Here is a 14743-nt window from a genome sequence, read left to right as displayed (position 1 = left end):
CCAAGAGCAGCCTGCGGAGTCAATGCCTTACAAACTGCGGGGCAACATGTAGGTGGCTTTTTTCCGCCCAAATGAATACTCTTGCCTGAAAAGCATCCAAGATCACCACCATGCAAACCATTCCTGAAACCGCAGCGCCCGCCGCACCGCGTGCGCGTTCCACCAAGAAAATCATTCTCATCACCCTCGCCGTCATCCTCGGCTGCGCGGGCATTGCCGCCGCCACCGGCGCATTCTGGGTCAAACAAAACTTCTACCCCTCCGCCATGACTCCCGTGAGCCTGAACGCCACGGAGAAAGCAGAGTTCGACAACAAACTGCAGGCCCTGAACAATCCTGCCGCCATTCCGCCCGATGAGGCGAACCGCACCATCGTCGTCAATGAACGTGAAGTGAACGCCTACCTCGCTCAGCAGCAGCTCGGCGAGAGCGTCCAAGTCAAGTTCGGCGAGGGCAATGTCTCCGCTGCCATCATTTTCACCGCGCCGGCGGATTTCCCGATCATGCCGAATCAAAAGATTCGTCTGCGTTTCACCTTCGGCACCAGCCTTTCTCCAGAGCATAAGCTTTCGCTGAAACTCGATGATCTGAGCCTCGGCGGCATCTCCCTCCCCAATAGCTGGGTCGGCGACATGAAGGGCGTTGATCTCATCGCTGAAAACGTGGAGTCCGATCCTGCCCTGCAAAAATTCATCGCCGGCATTCAGTCACTGGAAGTTCACAACGGCACCCTGCGCCTCGTGCTGAACAAGTAACCGTTTTAAAATAAAAAAGCCGCAGAGGTGCACCCTCTGCGGCTTTTCTCGTTTGGATGGATCAGTTCACTTCTTCGCGTCGGCCTCAGCGAGGATCTTCTTCGCCTCCTCCGCGCCAATCTCGCGCACCTGCAGATTGCGCCAGCGGATTTCACCACCGTGAGTTTGCAGCATGATCGGACCCTTGGCAGGCAGCGGCTGCGTCTTGTCCCAGTAATTTTCCATCACGTTGCCATCAACGACGAGTTGGTCGTTCAGCCACACCCAGGTGCGCGCACCTATCTGGCGGATGCGGAAGCTGTTCCACTCACCCATGGGCTTGTCCGCCACTACCAGTGGATCGCGGCCCGGTGTGTCTGGGGTGTTGTTGAACAATCCGCCGGAGCCGAGGTGCGGCCTGCGCGTCGGTTTCTTCGGATCAAACACCTGACTCTTGTCCCAGATCTGCACCTGGGGTGCGCCCCGCAGGTAGATGCCGCTGTCAGCACCCGCCACGGTTTTGTATTCGATGAGGAACTCGATGTCGCCGAATTCTTCTTCCGTGGTGGCATAGGGACCATGGCCGTCGTTGACCAGTTCGCCATTCTCGACCTTCCAGTCCTTGGCGAACTCGTCGCGCATCGTCTTGAGCGCTGCGGCTTTTTTCTCGTCCTTGAGTTTGACGACGGAATGTGGGTTCAGCCCGTACCAGCCGCTGAGGTCCTTGCCATTGAAGATCGGGCGAAATGCGGAGTCTTCAGACCGTGAGACAAGACAAACAGCCAGCACGAGGCTTCCGAGAGTGAGTGTATTTATTTTCATAATCATGGTCGGTAAATCTCTGGTCTACTCACTTCGCTTCTTTGAGCTTGGCGATCAGGTATTCGTTGATCGTCTTGTTCTTCACATCCATCGCGCCGGGGTAGACGACCTCACAGGAGACGCCCTTTTCCTTGCAATGCTCCTGCAGCTTCACGCCAAAATTAGCCGTGTGCGTCGGGTCTTTCTGGTCCTGACCGATGGCCGGAGGCGCACCAAACAAGCAGTACACCCCTGGATCATCTGACGATACGAGCGCGTAGGGCGAGTACTCATTGATCCAAGGCAGAATGCGTTCCCGCGCCGCCACGAAGGCGTCGAAGTCTTTGAACTCACCGGACTTGCCGAAGGCATGACTGCCATACTTGCTGTTCGGCGTCCACTCGCGCATCTGCTTGGGGTCCAGCGTCGTCTGCGGGCCGTTCACAGCAGCCGTGTAGAGACGAGTCGATTCACGGGCGATGGGGTCGCTGCTCTTCGGATCAGCCATGTCATCATGGAAAGCCAGCCACAGGCTGCTGCACGCACCCGCCGAGCCACCGCTCGCGCCGATGCGCGTCTTGTCGATGTTCCACTCCGCCGCCTTGCTGCGCACCGTCTGCAACGCCAGCGCCGCATCCGTCAGCGGTGCCTTCACCGGCGGCACCACGTCCTGCGCCTGGGAAATGTAGCGGTAGTTGATCGACACCACAGAAATGCCCTCCTTCAAGAATGGCTCCACAGCGATGCCCGCCTTGTCCCCGCCCATCCAACCGCCGCCATGGATGAAAAACAGCAGCGGCGTCGGCTTGTCCGACTTCGCCTGCCAGAAATCGAGCACATTCCGTTCAGCCGGCCCATACTTGAAATTCGCCACCGTGGGTGGTGGATTCTTCGGATAAACTTTCTTGGCCGGAGCCTTTTTTGCCGGGGCTTCAGCTTTCTTCGCCGGTGTGTCGGCAGCGAAGGCGATGGAGGTGAGTAAGAGGAGAGAGAACGCGAGTTTCATGGAGGAGGTAGAACGCGCTCAAACTGGCTTATCTGGCTGCAATCATAACTCTCATTGAGTCACACACCAAAAACCCGCAGCCAGGCCAATCAGGCTGCGGGACGGCGTAAAAGCCTACTTCTTCAGCGTCTCAATCAAAAACTCCGACATCGACTTGTGCTTCACATCCGGCGCGCCGGGGTAGTTCAGCTCGCATTCGTCGCCGATTTCACGGCAGTGTTCCTGAAGTTTCACACCGTAGTTCGAAGTGTGCGTGGGGTCCTTCTGCTCCTGACCGATGGCCGGGACGCTAGTGTAATAGAGATACACCGGCGGGTCGTCCTTGCTGACGAGCTCGTAGGGCGAGTACATCTTGATCCACTTCAGCACCGACTCGCGCTTCTCTAAAAATTCGGCAAAGCGCGTGTCGCGCGTTTTGCGCTCCTTCGGGTCCATGAAGCCAAAGGCGTGCCCACCGTAGCGGCTGTTCGGCGTCCATTCCTTGAGCTGCTTCGGATCGAGCGAGGTCTGCGCACCACTAACTGCCGCACACCAGAGGCGAGTGGATTCACGGGCGACAGGATCGCTGCTCTTCGGATCAGCCATGTCGTCGTGAAAGGCGAGGTAAAGGCTGGAACAGGCTCCAGCAGAGCCGCCGCAGGCACCGATGCGCTTCTTGTCGATATTCCATTCCAGCGCACGGCTGCGCACGAACTGCAAAGCACGGGCTGCATCTTCCAGCGGCCATTTCACCGGCGGCATCACTCCCGCAATCTGCGCCTGCCAGGAGTAGCGGTAGTTGATGGATACCACGGAGATGCCTGCCTTGAGGCAGGCTTCGAGTTCACCAACACCTGATTTATCCCCCGCGACCCAACCGCCGCCATGGATGAAAAACAGCAGCGGCGTGGGCTTCGCTGAATCCGCTTTGTAAAAATCAAGCACCTGCCGTTCATGCTCACCATAGGGCACATTCGCGACCGTAGGTGCACGCTTCGGTGCCGGAGCGGGTTTAACGGCGGGAGCAGGTGTCTGCGCGTGCAGTGATGCGGCAAGAAGCAGGATGATGAGGGTTGGCAATTTCATGCTCGACTCATAACGCAACCTACGGACTTGCCATTGCGAAGTTCATGCTTAGCCATAAAAAATGGAGCCCCTGCCATCCCTCATCGAGATCGAAGCCGCCAAGGCGCTCATTCGGCCTTACATTCACGAAACACCGGCCTATCGCTGGCCGCTGCTCGAAGCAGACCTGGGCTGCGAGCTGTGGTTGAAGCATGAGAACCACACGCCGGTTGGGGCTTTCAAGATTCGCGGCGGGCTAGTCTATATGGACGAACTGAAACGCCGGCAGCCCGAAGTGCGCGGTGTGATCGCCGCCACGACGGGCAATCATGGGCAGTCCATCGCCTTTGCCGCAAAGCTCAATGGTCTGCGCGCCGTGATCGTGGTGCCGCATGGCAACAACCCGGAGAAAAACACCGCCATGCGCTCGCTGGGCGCGGAACTGGTCGAGCATGGCTGTGAGTTTCAGGAAGCGCTGGAATATTCGCGTGAACTCGCGGCGAAGGAGGGATTGCATGCCGTGCCGTCATTCCATCCCTGGCTGGTGCGCGGCGTGGCAACTTATGCTCTGGAGCTGTTTCATGCCGTGGCCGATCTGGATGCCCTATTCGTCCCCATCGGCCTCGGCTCCGGCTTCTGCGGCATCGCAGCTGCACGTGAGGCTCTGGGATTAAAGACCAAGATCATCGGCGTCGTGTCTGAGCATGCACCGGCGTACGCGCTGTCGTTTCAGCAACGTCAGTTCGTCGAGCAGCCAAGCACCACGCGCGTCGCCGAAGGCGTGGCCTGCAAGACGCCAAACCATGACGCGCTGGGCCATGTCTTACGCCATGCCCACGACATCGTGACGGTGAATGACGATGAAGCCGTCGCCGCCATGCGCGAGATCATTCATGCCACGCACAACATCGCCGAAGGCGCGGGTGCGCTGGCCTACGCAGCGCTGAAGAAGCAGCGCGAGCAATGGCAAGGCAAACGCGTGGCCTGCGTGCTCACGGGTGGGAATGCGAGCATGGAGATGCTGGCGAGGGCGCTGAAGGTTTTGATGTAGCTCGGTATTCCGATTCCGCGAAGGCGCGACTCGGGATCGGCATACCGAGCTACAACAGATCACCGCTTTGACACGAAAGGCAGCACGATGTGGGAGGGATGCTCGAGGTCGTGATAGACCGTGTTCGTGGCGATGACCGTGCGGCGGTGCTGCTGGAGGGGTTCCCCAGTGTTGGGGTTCACGTCAAAGCGCGGAAAATTACTGCTGCTGATATCCACACGAATTCGATGTCCTTTTTTGAAGACGTTACTCGTGGGATAGAGCTTAATCGTGAAGGGATAGACCTTCCCCGGCTGCATGAGCTTTTCCTCCTTCAACGAATCACGAAAGCGGGCGCGCACGATGCCGTCGGCGAGATTGAGATCAAAGCCGTGCGGCCAGTCGGCGCTGGGCGGATAACCATCGATCAGCTTGGCGGTGAAATCGGTGTCCACCGCATCGGATGAGGCCCAGAGTTTCACCTCAATTTCGCCGGTGATTTCGATGTCCTCAGCAAGGGGTGCGGTCTGAAACACCAGCACGTCGCTGCGGGCGGAGAGCGGAATGGGCTTGGTCCAGTTCCAGAATTTGTCACTGCCGCGCTGATCCCACGCACCCTGCTGCATGATGCCGTCGCCGGAGGAGATGTTGCCACCGAGCGTTGGCACTGGATTCTTGGGGTCAAACTCATAGGTCACTGCTCCCCCCTCGCTCTCCGGCTTCACCTCGCTCAGCAGGCCTTCGGGATACAGAAAGAAAGCCGTGGGCTTCACACGGGCCAGTGGCCATTCGTTTTCATCGCGCCACTGTCCACCGTGATTGAGCAAGCCGTCCTTGGTCTTGCTGCCGTCCCCGGTGCCCATGACGAAGATGCGTACTTTTTTGGCGAAAGGGGCGGCTTTGCCGACGCTGTTGTCGATGCCCTTCATCCAGTGATCAAACCACTCCTTGCGCCAGACAAGCTGGTCCGCGACGGCCGCGTCTTTGCCGAAATCGACCTGACCGTGAGAAGACTTGTTCTGCGCGCCGTGAATCCATGGCCCCATGATGAGATAGACATCGCTTTTGAGCGTCTTCGACAGCGCCTGAAAATTGGCGGAGGTGTTGCCGGCCCACGAGTCATACCAGCCGCCGACGAGATAGACCGGCATGTCCTTGTAGCGCGAGGGATCGGCCAGAATGTTGTTCTGCGCCCAAAAGCCATCGTCCTTGCCGTGGCGCATGGCTTGGATGAGCCAGTCCTCGTATTCTGGGGCGAGTTTGAGCGGTGTGGTGCCGGGACGAAGCGGCAGCAGCGAGAGATAATCCCAGCGATTATCCGCCATCTCCTTGAGTTCGCCTTGCGTGGCGGGATCGAGCGCCGCGTTGCTTCCTTTGCCGGCATTGAGCATGATCCAGTTCCAGAAGCGCATTTCAAACGCGCCCGCATTCCGCATGCTCTGCAGTCCCATGTTAGACACGGCATCCACCGGGATGACGGTGGTGAGCTGCGGCACTTTTGCCAAAGCCATCGCGTGCTGCGTACCGCCGACATACGAGGTGCCGACCATGCCGATCTTGCCGTTTGCCCACGGCTGCGCGGCGATCCATGCAGCACAATCGGCTCCATCCGCACCATCATCAGTCAGCCAGTGCCAGACGCCTTCACTGGCATAGCGTCCGCGTGTGTCCTGCGCCACGAAGGCATAGCCGTGCGCCGCAAAGTATTCACCGAAGCTTTTGGTGCCGTCTTTGTTGTAAGGCGTGCGTGTGAGAATGACAGGCAGCTTTCCAGTGCTGCCCGCAGGCAGATACACATCTGTGGCGAGCTTCACGCCATCACTCATCGCTACCATGACGCTTTTCTCGACCTGAATGCCCGCTTCCTGGGCATGTAGAAACGAAGCAGCCAGCAAGACTGCCATGAAAGCTGAACGATGGATCATCATTTTACTCCGCGAGAAGTTTGGCCACCTGCTCCTCCAAACCACCACGCGCATCGGTGCTCACAACCATTCCCTTCTTATTGAGCAGCCACATGGCAGGAATCGAGGTGATGCCGTACTTGGTGGAAATCTCGTTCTTCCAGCCTTTGCCATCGAAATACTGCGGCCATTCCATGCCTTTTTCCTTCACGAATGCTTCCAGTTCGGCCTTGTCGCTGTCGAGCGAGATACCGACAATTTCAAAACCCTTCGGATGCAGCTCTTTGTAGGCCTTGATCACATTCGGCAGTTCTGCCACACAAGGTCCGCACCAGGTGGCCCAGAAGTCAATAAGCACGACTTTACCCTGCAATTTCGACACATCCACTTCGCGACCATCCACAGCGGTGAACTTCAGTTCGAGTGGCTTGTTTTTGAGCTCGGAGGCGGCCTTGATGCTCGCGATTTTGCCTTCCACCATCTTGTTCATTTTTTCAGCGGGAAAATCCTTCAGATGCTTCTCCGCTTTCGCCAGCCATGTGGTGGGGTCACCCTCTGGACTTTCGGCGGCCTCAGCAGCCTCCATGACACTGACCAAACTCGCCTGCGATTTGGTTTCAGGCTTCGCATCTTCGGCCTTGAGAATCTCTTCGAGCGTGATGGCCTGCTTTGAAGGTGCCGGCACCCCCGCGAACTCGCGTGCACGTCCGACCATGGTTTCAAACAACGCGGCATCCCAGCGGGATGGATTGTTCGGCTCCGCTTTCAAAGCGGTCGCATACGCAGCATCGAACTCCGTCAGGCCTTTTTTGAGCATCGCGATGGCTTCCTCACGCGATTTGGGCTGCTCCGTTGGATTTTTGATGCCTTCCATGGCATCGTTGACCTTCTTCCATTCGGCATCGCCGTCAGCAGCACGAAGAGAGAAGGAAACGGCCAGGACAAGAGTCGTGACCCCGATGCAGAGAAGGCGATGGGCGTTCATGTGAGAAAGTCTAAACGGGAGAAAGCCACGCCTCCAATCGTTTTAAGCGAATATTTCCGTCACCGCCCTGCCTTTACCATCTTCCGTGACGTAGAATGGCCGGCCCTCGATCTCGAACTCCGTCTTCGGGCTGATGCCCATGGCGGTCATGATCGTGGCATGCAGGTCCATGACGCTCACAGGGTTCTTGGTGGCAATGAGCGGGCGCTCATCGGCGGTTTCGCCATACAGATGGCCTTTCTTCACGCCACCGCCAAACATCACCACGCTGGTGCCGCCGGTGAAATGGCGGTGCAGGCCGTAGTGCTTCATTTCGCTGAGCGTATCGACTTTGAAGGTCGTCTGATCGTTCGCCGAGGAACCGGGCTTGCCTTCCATGAGGGCATCGCGGCTGAACTCGCTGGCAATGACGATGAGCGTGCGGTCCAGCAGCCCCTTCGCCTCTAGATCGCGAACGAGTTGTGAAATGGGCAGATCGATTTCCTTGTGCAGGGTGTCCACCGTGGTGTGGCCATCTTTATGCGTGTCCCATTGGAAGAACGGCACGTACTCGGTGGTCACCTCGACGAAGCGTGTTCCTGCCTCGATCAAGCGACGCGCAAGCAGGCAGCCACGGCCAAAGCGGCCCGTGTCATACTTGGCGTAACTCTCCTTCGGCTCCAGGGTGATGTCGAAGGCTTCGCGCTCCTTCGCGCTGAGCAGACGGTAGGCGTTGTCCATGCTGCGCAGCATGGACTCCTGCTGGTAGTCGCTCATGAACTCGCGCTGCGGGCTTTGATCCACCAGCTTGCGAAAGAGACGGTCGCGATTGGCAAACCGATTCGCATCCATGCCCTTCGGTGGCTTCACCGACTGCGCGGCTTCTTCCGGAAACGGCAGGTTCATGGGGCCGAATTCACTGCCAAAAAACCCCGCCGTGGTGAAGGCCTTCAGCTCTTCACTTTCGCCCACGCCTTCGAGCCGCTGGCCGATGTTGATGAAGGCGGGCATCACGGCATTGCGCGGGCCGAGCACCTTCGCCATCCAGGCACCGATGTGCGGGCAAGCCACCGTCTGCGGCGGCACGTAGCCGGTGTGCCAGTGATACTGATGCCGCGAATGCAAAATGCTGCCGAGATCAGGCTGCACCGCGCTGCGAATCAGAGTGGCGCGGTCCATCACCTGCGCGATGTTTTCCAGCCCCTGGCAGATTTTGATGCCATCCACATTCGTGTTGATCGCAGGGAAAGTGCTGAGCATCCGTTTGACCTCCAGCCCCTTCTCAAAGGGCAGATAGCCTTTTGGGTCAAAGGTGTCCGGCGCCGCCATGCCACCTGCCATCCATAGCAGGATGCAGGCATCGGCCTTTGCTGGCGGGTGTGTCACCTTTTCACCTGTTTTTGCCCAGATGGCGCGGGACTCGCCGGTCATCCATGCGGCAGTGCCAGCCGCTGCTAGCTTCTTCAGGAAATCGCGGCGGATGAGGTGCTCGGGGAGATGGGGGTCGATGTCGTTCATGACAGAACTAAAACGCTGCAAAAAGCGCTTCACTGACGTATTTTTCCAGTTCCTCTGCCATCTCGGTGGAGAGCATGGCAACGGCAAACGATGCTACACCGCTCAAACTGTCAGCAATGCCCCCAAGATTCCATGATTGACGGGCGTCTAGCCCTCCGCCATCTCCATATACTTGTGCTAATCAGTCTCCACCATCTGCTGTTTGTACTGCTGCCCGTCGCTTTGACTGTGCGCCTTTACGTCAAACCACGACCGGCCACGTTCGACGTGGCGAATGGCATCACGCGCTTCTGCCTGGGAATTGGCAAGTGGGTGCTGCTGGTCAATCCGCTGTGGCATCTCGCGACGATGACTTTTCGGGGCGGGCCGGAGAGCCTGGGCACCAGTGTGGCTTGGATGGGATTTCTGAGTCTGCTGCTCAGCCTGCATTTTGCTTTCACCGCCGCTGGCGATGTTCTCGCCGGTCTGGGCGGCATGTTTGGATTCAAGGTGGCGGAACCGGTGCAGGAAGCGCTTACGCTTCGGCGCTTCACAAAGGGGAAATGGCTGCGGCTGATCGCCCTCCTGCTGGCAGGCACCGTGATCGGAGCGCTGGTGCAAACGGCTTCTTTCGGCGACACCTGGCTGCACCTGAAGGCACTGTTTGTGCCTCCGCCCCGGACGATGGCCACCTTGCTGCAACAGACGCGAGTACGGACAGATTTCAACGTCCTGACGATCTTCGCCGCGCTGGTCTGCCTCATCGGCCTGCCACACTCGCGCGATTTTCTGCGCGAGCCAGCACCATGGAAGGCGACGATCTCCATTCTCATTTTCACCTTTGCCGTGGCGATGCTGTGGACGCACGCCGCACCCATGCCATGAAACCGACGCTTCCTCAAATCGACCCAGCGAAGCGCACTGTGATACCGCCTGAACCGGAACTCAGTCCCAAGGCAGCGCGGAAGATCATCCGTGTTTTTCTACTGCTGCTGGCCGTGCCGCTGCTGTTTGAAGCCGCGTCCTGGCTCACGCCCTCCAAGACCAATCTCGCGGCTGCAACGGTGCGGAGCGGCCTGCAATGGCTGCTGATGCATGGCTTGAACGAGGGCAACCACACGGTGTTTCTCGGACGTGAAGGCTGGCTCTTCGACCAGCATGAACTCGACCGTCTGGCGCATGCCCGACGCCCTGGCAACGATGTGCAGCCTGGTTTGATCAAGCTGGCGGCAGAGTTGAAAGCGCAGGATACGCCGCTGCTGGTCGTCGTCATTCCAGACCGTGCCACGATGTACCCTGAACAGATCCGTCTCGGCCGGTATCTAGACGTGATTCGTTTGAAAGATGAAGTGGGCAGGCTGGCTGAATTGAAAACGGCAGGCGTCGATGTGATGGACATGACCGAGCCCCTGTGGGAGTTCCGCGACAGGCAGCCGGTGTTCTTTGCACGGGACAGTCACTGGACCCCGGAGGCCATGAAGGCGGTGGCCGTGGCGGTAAACAAGCATGTGCACGAAAAACATCCACGACTGAGCAGTACCGAGACTCCCATCATCAATGCCAATATTCTCGAACACACAGATGCAGGTGACCTGGCACGTCGGCTCGATCCGCTGCATGCCGCGAAGCTGCTGGGAGCAGAAGAAGCAGTTTTGATTTCAATTCGTGGCATCCCGCAGAGCGACAAATCCCCCATCGTGCTGCACGGCGGTGAACTGATGCGTGTGTATGACGATGCGCAGCTCAGCTTTGGCGGCGACGGTCAGGCACCGGCGGCCGGTTTTGCCACGCAGCTTTCCACCTTGTTGGGACGCTCGCTGGATGTCCGGGACATGCCCCGGGCAGGAGAGAACTATCAAGACAAGAAGCTCGTCATCATTCTGTTGCCGATGGTGGATCTGGTGCCGTAAGTTCGGCCACCCCATGCTGCGACTTCTCCTACACTTCTTTTTCGGCGGCCTCTTTGTCTATGCGGGTCTTTTAAAGGTGATGGATCCGATGTCGTTCCTCGATGACGTCCGCAGCTTCGATCTTTTGGGGGACCCCTGGGCCGCGTGGCTGGCCATGGGCCTGCCATGGCTGGAAATTTTGGCCGGACTGGCCGTGATGAGCGGCCTGCTGCGTTCCGGTGGCCTGCTGATCTTGAACGGATCGCTGCTGATTTTTTTGGCCGCCCTCGGCCTCTCTTGGTGGCGTGGCATCGACATCCGCTGCGGCTGTTTCGGCCACGCCGACGCCACCTCCAATTACCGCGACCTTATCCTGCGCGATGTGCTGCTGCTCCTCACAGGGATCGCGCTGGCATGGTACGGTAAACCAAAAGCAAGAGCATGAGCGTTGAACTGAAATACCACTTTGCCTCAGACAACACCTCCGGCATTTGCCCTGAAGCCTGGCAGGCACTGGGAGAGGCCAATGCAGGGTATCAGCCCAGCTATGGGGCCGACTCGACCACGGCCGAGGCCTGCGAAACGTTCCGGCACTTTTTCGAGACTGACTGCGATGTGTACTTTGTCTTCAACGGCACGGCGGCGAATTCTCTCTCGCTCGCCACACTCTGCCAGAGCTATCACAGCATCATCACCTCCCAAGAGGCGCATGTGGAGACGGACGAATGCGGTGCCCCGGAATTTTTCAGCCACGGCTCGAAGATCCTGCTCGCCCGCAGCCCGCTGGGAAAACTCGACCCCGCTGATGTCGTACGTCTGGCGACAAGCCGCAGCGATGTGCATTTTCCCAAGCCGCGAGCCCTGAGCATCAGTCAAAGCACGGAACTGGGCACGGTGTATCGCCCGGGCGAACTCAAGGGCCTCGGCGCTGTGGCGAAACAGCATGGCCTGTCGATTCACATGGATGGTGCACGCTTCTTCAATGCCCTGACCGGTTTGAACTGCGCACCCGCCGACATCACCTGGCGTGCCGGGGTGGATGTGCTGTGCTGCGGTGGCACCAAACTGGGCATGGCCGTGACGGAAGCCGTCGTGTTCTTCAACAAGGAGCTCTCACAGGAATTTGCGTACCGCTGCAAGCAGGCGGGACAGCTTTGCTCGAAAATGCGCTTCATCTCCGCGCAATGGCTGCGCATTTTGAGTGATGAGACCTGGCGCAGGCATGCCCAAAACGGCAACACCTTGGCTCGCCGCCTCTCTGATGCACTCGGCCATCTGCCAGGGGTGCAGATTCTCTACCCGGTGGATGCCAATGCGGTGTTTGCCAAGCTGCCGGACCTGATGAAGGAAGGTCTCAAAGAGCGCGGATGGGTGTTTTACAGCTTCATCGGCGGCGGCTCTCGGCTGATGTGCTCATGGCGTACCACTGAGGCCGATGTGGATGCGTTTGTCGCAGATGCGACGGCGTTCGTGTGAATGGCTGACAACTCTCAAAGCGTCTCCGCCATCTGATCGAGGTCCTTGTTGATGCGGTCCTTCCACTCGGTGGGGATGAGGTTTCCGCAGCCGCGTTCACCGCCACATCCGGCACGACGATCTGATACTTCGACCTGCCACGAAAACCGAGGATCATGTCTTCCTCCTCATCATCACTGACCTTGGTTTGGCTGATGGCTGTAACCGCAAGGGCAGGAAAACAAACGAGCAAAGTGAGCAGGCGCATGGGGTGGAGTCGTGTGCGATGAGGATCAGGACTCATGCAAACGCCAACGCGGGCGGTGCCTTTCTTAACTTGTTACGCGCTCATTGCGGGCGTGAGCCGCCCTCACACACCTTCCGCCGCTTCATCAGCCGCTGCGGCTTCATCCGCAATGGTGGAAAGACGCTTGAAGACCAGCTGCAGCACGCGACGTAGATCCGCCTTGGTGGTGGTCACCTCGTAGTCTTCGATGACCACTTTTTCGCCTACCTTGGGCAGATGGCCGAGGAGGTGCGTGACATAGCCGCCAATGGTGGTGACTTCGTCGCTGTCGAGGTCGATGCCGGTCTGGTCGGCCAGCTCGTAGAGGTTGTAGGTGCCTTCGACGGTGAATTCGTTGTCGTTGATGCGGCGGAACTCGCTGACTTCCTGATCGAATTCGTCCTGAATATCTCCCACGATTTCTTCCAGCACGTTGTCGAGCGTCACAATGCCGACGGCACCGCCGAATTCATCCACGGCCAGGGCGACATGAACGTGTTTGTCGAGGAAGAAGCGCAGCAGTTTGTCGATGGGCATCATCTCAGGAACCATCTGCAACTCCCGTTTGATCTTGCGCAGGTCCGGCTGGGGTCTGCCAATCAGGCTGAGCAGATCCTTGATGTGAATCGTGCCTATGGCATGGTCGAGATGACCTTCGACGAGCGGATAACGCGTGTGCTTGGAGTCGATGGCAATCTTGAGGCTGTCCTCAAAGGTTTCATCCGCATCCAGCGAAACCACTTGGTTGCGCGGAGTCATCACATCACGCACACAGCGGTCATTGAGGGCGAGGGCGTTGAGAAGGATGTCCTTCTCGGTCTCCGTCACCTCCTTGGATTTCTGACTTTCGGCCACGATGTGCCGCAGCTCTTCTTCAGAGTGGGCGATCTCGTGCTCGGAGACAGCCGTGATGCCAAGAAATCTGAGGACCAAGTTCGTGCTGGCGCTGAGAATCCAGATCGCCGGTTTCAAGACGATGTAAAACAGGTGCAAAGGGCGCGCGATCAGCAGCGCGGTTTGCAGAGATTTGCGGATGGCCACAACCTTGGGCGTCTGCTCTCCCAGAACGACGTGCAGATAGGTGACGATGGCATAGGCGATGCCGATGGACGTCCAGCGGACCACAGTCTCGCTGACGATGCCCATTTTGAACAGCATGGGCTGCACCAAGACAGAGACAAACGGCTCGCCGAAAATCCCCAGCGCGATGCTGGTAAGAGTGATGCCCAGCTGCCCGGCTGAAAGGTAGGCGTCAAGATTCCGCGTCACAGTCTGCGCGAATTGGGCACCACGCGTGCCGTCTTCGATGGCGGCAGTGAGCTGGCTGTCCCTGACTTTGACGATCGCGAACTCTGCCGCCACAAAGAAGGCGTTTAGCAGCACGATGATCAGCACGATGACAGCCTGCCAAAAAACTTCACTGGCTGTGAAGCTCCACTCGCGCACGAGTTCAGCAGAGGCATTGGCGAGCAAAAGAGTCATGAGGCGGCGCGGTCAGGCGTTCACAGCTTCTCGTAATTGCCATCGCATCGTTTTTCGAGGATGGTGAAGCCGGCGGCCTTAGCGTCGGAAACGGAGAGGGGTTTGGTGATCTTCGGCGTGTTAAAGCCGGAAATAAGTTTTTTGACCGGCTGCCTGCACAGAGGGCATGCCTCTAGCGCGGGTCGGCTGAGGGGCCGGCGCAAATCAAAGCCTCTGCGGCAAGCAGGGCATCCCTTTTCAAGGTCGTCAGCAATGTAGGAGTAGGTAGGCATCAGAGAAGAACGCACCGCCTCTCCAAGCAGCCAGAGGCAAACCCTGGCTGCAAGTTGGGGACGGAAGACTACCAGCTGGACTTCGTCACTCCGGGGATCATACCCTGAGAGGCGAGTTCGCGGAAGGTCATACGGGACATCTGGAAGCGGCGAATGAACGCGCGACGACGACCGGTAACGCGGCAGCGGTTGATGAGACGTGTCGGGCTTGCGTCACGTGGAAGCATGGAGAGGCCGACGAAGTCGCCTTTCTCCTTGAGTTCTGCACGGAGTTTAGCGTACTTTTCGACGGTTTTACGTTTGCGCTTGTCGCGCTCGAGCCAGCATGTTTTTGCCATAGGGGCGCGGAGTCTGGCCCAAAGCTCCACTTTCGCAAGAA

15 protein-coding genes are annotated in these 14743 nt (G+C 58.5%); 6 read left to right on the top strand and 9 right to left on the bottom strand.

Annotation, left to right across the window (positions count from 1 at the left end):
* Positions 1-110: 110 nt before the first annotated feature.
* Complete coding sequence (locus PSV43_RS05000) at positions 111-755, top strand: hypothetical protein (RefSeq protein ID WP_300194414.1); 645 nt, start codon at positions 111-113, stop codon at positions 753-755.
* A gap of 66 nt (positions 756-821) precedes the next feature.
* Here PSV43_RS05000 and PSV43_RS04995 read toward each other — a convergent pair whose 3' ends face one another.
* From PSV43_RS04995 to PSV43_RS04985, 3 genes are all read right to left on the bottom strand, one after another.
* Positions 822-1556: a DUF1080 domain-containing protein gene (locus PSV43_RS04995; protein ID WP_300194413.1), complete on the bottom strand. Its 735-nt coding sequence runs from the start codon at positions 1554-1556 to the stop codon at positions 822-824.
* Positions 1557-1584: 28 nt separating this feature from the next.
* Complete coding sequence (locus PSV43_RS04990) at positions 1585-2541, bottom strand: alpha/beta hydrolase (protein ID WP_300194411.1); 957 nt, start codon at positions 2539-2541, stop codon at positions 1585-1587.
* A gap of 114 nt (positions 2542-2655) precedes the next feature.
* Positions 2656-3606, bottom strand: coding sequence for an alpha/beta hydrolase (locus PSV43_RS04985; protein WP_300194409.1), 951 nt, complete (start codon positions 3604-3606; stop codon positions 2656-2658).
* Positions 3607-3676: 70 nt separating this feature from the next.
* Between PSV43_RS04985 and PSV43_RS04980 the strand changes: the two genes are divergently transcribed.
* A complete protein-coding gene (locus tag PSV43_RS04980) occupies positions 3677-4636 on the top strand; it encodes a threonine dehydratase (protein ID WP_345784648.1) in 960 nt (319 codons plus the stop codon).
* Positions 4637-4695: 59 nt separating this feature from the next.
* Here PSV43_RS04980 and PSV43_RS04975 read toward each other — a convergent pair whose 3' ends face one another.
* The 3 genes from PSV43_RS04975 to PSV43_RS04965 are packed head-to-tail and all read right to left on the bottom strand — an operon-like array spanning position 4696 to position 9001.
* Positions 4696-6519, bottom strand: coding sequence for a CocE/NonD family hydrolase (locus tag PSV43_RS04975; RefSeq protein WP_300194404.1), 1824 nt, complete (start codon positions 6517-6519; stop codon positions 4696-4698).
* 25 nt (positions 6520-6544) lie between these two features.
* Positions 6545-7504: a TlpA disulfide reductase family protein gene (locus PSV43_RS04970; RefSeq protein WP_300194403.1), complete on the bottom strand. Its 960-nt coding sequence runs from the start codon at positions 7502-7504 to the stop codon at positions 6545-6547.
* Between the two features lie 42 nt (positions 7505-7546).
* The gene (locus PSV43_RS04965) at positions 7547-9001 is read right to left on the bottom strand and encodes a DUF1501 domain-containing protein (protein WP_300194401.1); all 1455 of its coding nucleotides are present in this window, start codon (positions 8999-9001) and stop codon (positions 7547-7549) included.
* A 174-nt stretch (positions 9002-9175) separates the two neighbouring features.
* Here PSV43_RS04965 and PSV43_RS04960 point away from each other — a divergent pair, with 174 nt between their 5' ends.
* From PSV43_RS04960 to PSV43_RS04945, 4 genes are read left to right on the top strand one after another with little or no spacing between them, the layout of a single operon-like run.
* Positions 9176-9865 carry a hypothetical protein gene (locus PSV43_RS04960; protein ID WP_300194399.1) on the top strand — a complete coding sequence of 230 codons (690 nt, stop codon included), beginning with the start codon at positions 9176-9178 and terminating at the stop codon, positions 9863-9865.
* Positions 9862-10890, top strand: a complete 1029-nt coding sequence (locus tag PSV43_RS04955) for a hypothetical protein (protein ID WP_300194397.1) — start codon at positions 9862-9864, stop codon at positions 10888-10890. Before PSV43_RS04960 ends, PSV43_RS04955 begins: the two co-directional genes overlap by 4 nt.
* Before the next feature lie 13 nt (positions 10891-10903).
* Complete coding sequence (locus PSV43_RS04950; RefSeq protein WP_300194395.1) at positions 10904-11314, top strand: MauE/DoxX family redox-associated membrane protein; 411 nt, start codon at positions 10904-10906, stop codon at positions 11312-11314.
* Complete coding sequence (locus tag PSV43_RS04945; protein WP_300194393.1) at positions 11311-12345, top strand: low specificity L-threonine aldolase; 1035 nt, start codon at positions 11311-11313, stop codon at positions 12343-12345. The genes PSV43_RS04950 and PSV43_RS04945 overlap by 4 nt, the downstream gene beginning before the upstream one ends.
* Before the next feature lie 349 nt (positions 12346-12694).
* Here the strand turns inward: PSV43_RS04945 and PSV43_RS04940 are convergent, their stop codons facing one another.
* The 3 genes from PSV43_RS04940 to rpsN form a co-directional block, all read right to left on the bottom strand.
* On the bottom strand, positions 12695-14092 hold the full coding sequence (locus PSV43_RS04940) for a hemolysin family protein (RefSeq protein WP_300194391.1): 1398 nt from the start codon (positions 14090-14092) through the stop codon (positions 12695-12697).
* 20 nt (positions 14093-14112) lie between these two features.
* Complete coding sequence (locus PSV43_RS04935) at positions 14113-14364, bottom strand: zinc ribbon domain-containing protein (RefSeq protein ID WP_300194389.1); 252 nt, start codon at positions 14362-14364, stop codon at positions 14113-14115.
* A gap of 68 nt (positions 14365-14432) precedes the next feature.
* Positions 14433-14702, bottom strand: a complete 270-nt coding sequence (gene rpsN / locus PSV43_RS04930) for a 30S ribosomal protein S14 (protein ID WP_300194387.1) — start codon at positions 14700-14702, stop codon at positions 14433-14435.
* Positions 14703-14743: the final 41 nt, after the last annotated feature.

It is taken from the genome of Prosthecobacter sp. (genome assembly GCF_029946185.1).
In the GTDB taxonomy this organism is placed as follows: domain Bacteria; phylum Verrucomicrobiota; class Verrucomicrobiia; order Verrucomicrobiales; family Verrucomicrobiaceae; genus Prosthecobacter.
Note: the sequence above shows the minus strand (reverse complement) of the source record. Positions and strands in the feature narration are given on the sequence as shown.

Coding starts and splice junctions, on each gene's coding strand:
- rpsN (WP_300194387.1), bottom strand. CDS start 14,702: ATGGCAAAAACATGCTGGCTCGAGCGCGACAAGCGCAAACGTAAAACC.
- PSV43_RS04975 (WP_300194404.1), bottom strand. CDS start 6,519: ATGGCAGTCTTGCTGGCTGCTTCGTTTCTACATGCCCAGGAAGCGGGC.
- PSV43_RS04955 (WP_300194397.1), top strand. CDS start 9,862: ATGAAACCGACGCTTCCTCAAATCGACCCAGCGAAGCGCACTGTGATA.
- PSV43_RS04940 (WP_300194391.1), bottom strand. CDS start 14,092: ATGACTCTTTTGCTCGCCAATGCCTCTGCTGAACTCGTGCGCGAGTGG.
- PSV43_RS05000 (WP_300194414.1), top strand. CDS start 111: ATGCAAACCATTCCTGAAACCGCAGCGCCCGCCGCACCGCGTGCGCGT.
- PSV43_RS04990 (WP_300194411.1), bottom strand. CDS start 2,541: ATGAAACTCGCGTTCTCTCTCCTCTTACTCACCTCCATCGCCTTCGCT.
- PSV43_RS04945 (WP_300194393.1), top strand. CDS start 11,311: ATGAGCGTTGAACTGAAATACCACTTTGCCTCAGACAACACCTCCGGC.
- PSV43_RS04950 (WP_300194395.1), top strand. CDS start 10,904: ATGCTGCGACTTCTCCTACACTTCTTTTTCGGCGGCCTCTTTGTCTAT.
- PSV43_RS04985 (WP_300194409.1), bottom strand. CDS start 3,606: ATGAAATTGCCAACCCTCATCATCCTGCTTCTTGCCGCATCACTGCAC.
- PSV43_RS04995 (WP_300194413.1), bottom strand. CDS start 1,556: ATGAAAATAAATACACTCACTCTCGGAAGCCTCGTGCTGGCTGTTTGT.
- PSV43_RS04935 (WP_300194389.1), bottom strand. CDS start 14,364: ATGCCTACCTACTCCTACATTGCTGACGACCTTGAAAAGGGATGCCCT.
- PSV43_RS04965 (WP_300194401.1), bottom strand. CDS start 9,001: ATGAACGACATCGACCCCCATCTCCCCGAGCACCTCATCCGCCGCGAT.
- PSV43_RS04970 (WP_300194403.1), bottom strand. CDS start 7,504: ATGAACGCCCATCGCCTTCTCTGCATCGGGGTCACGACTCTTGTCCTG.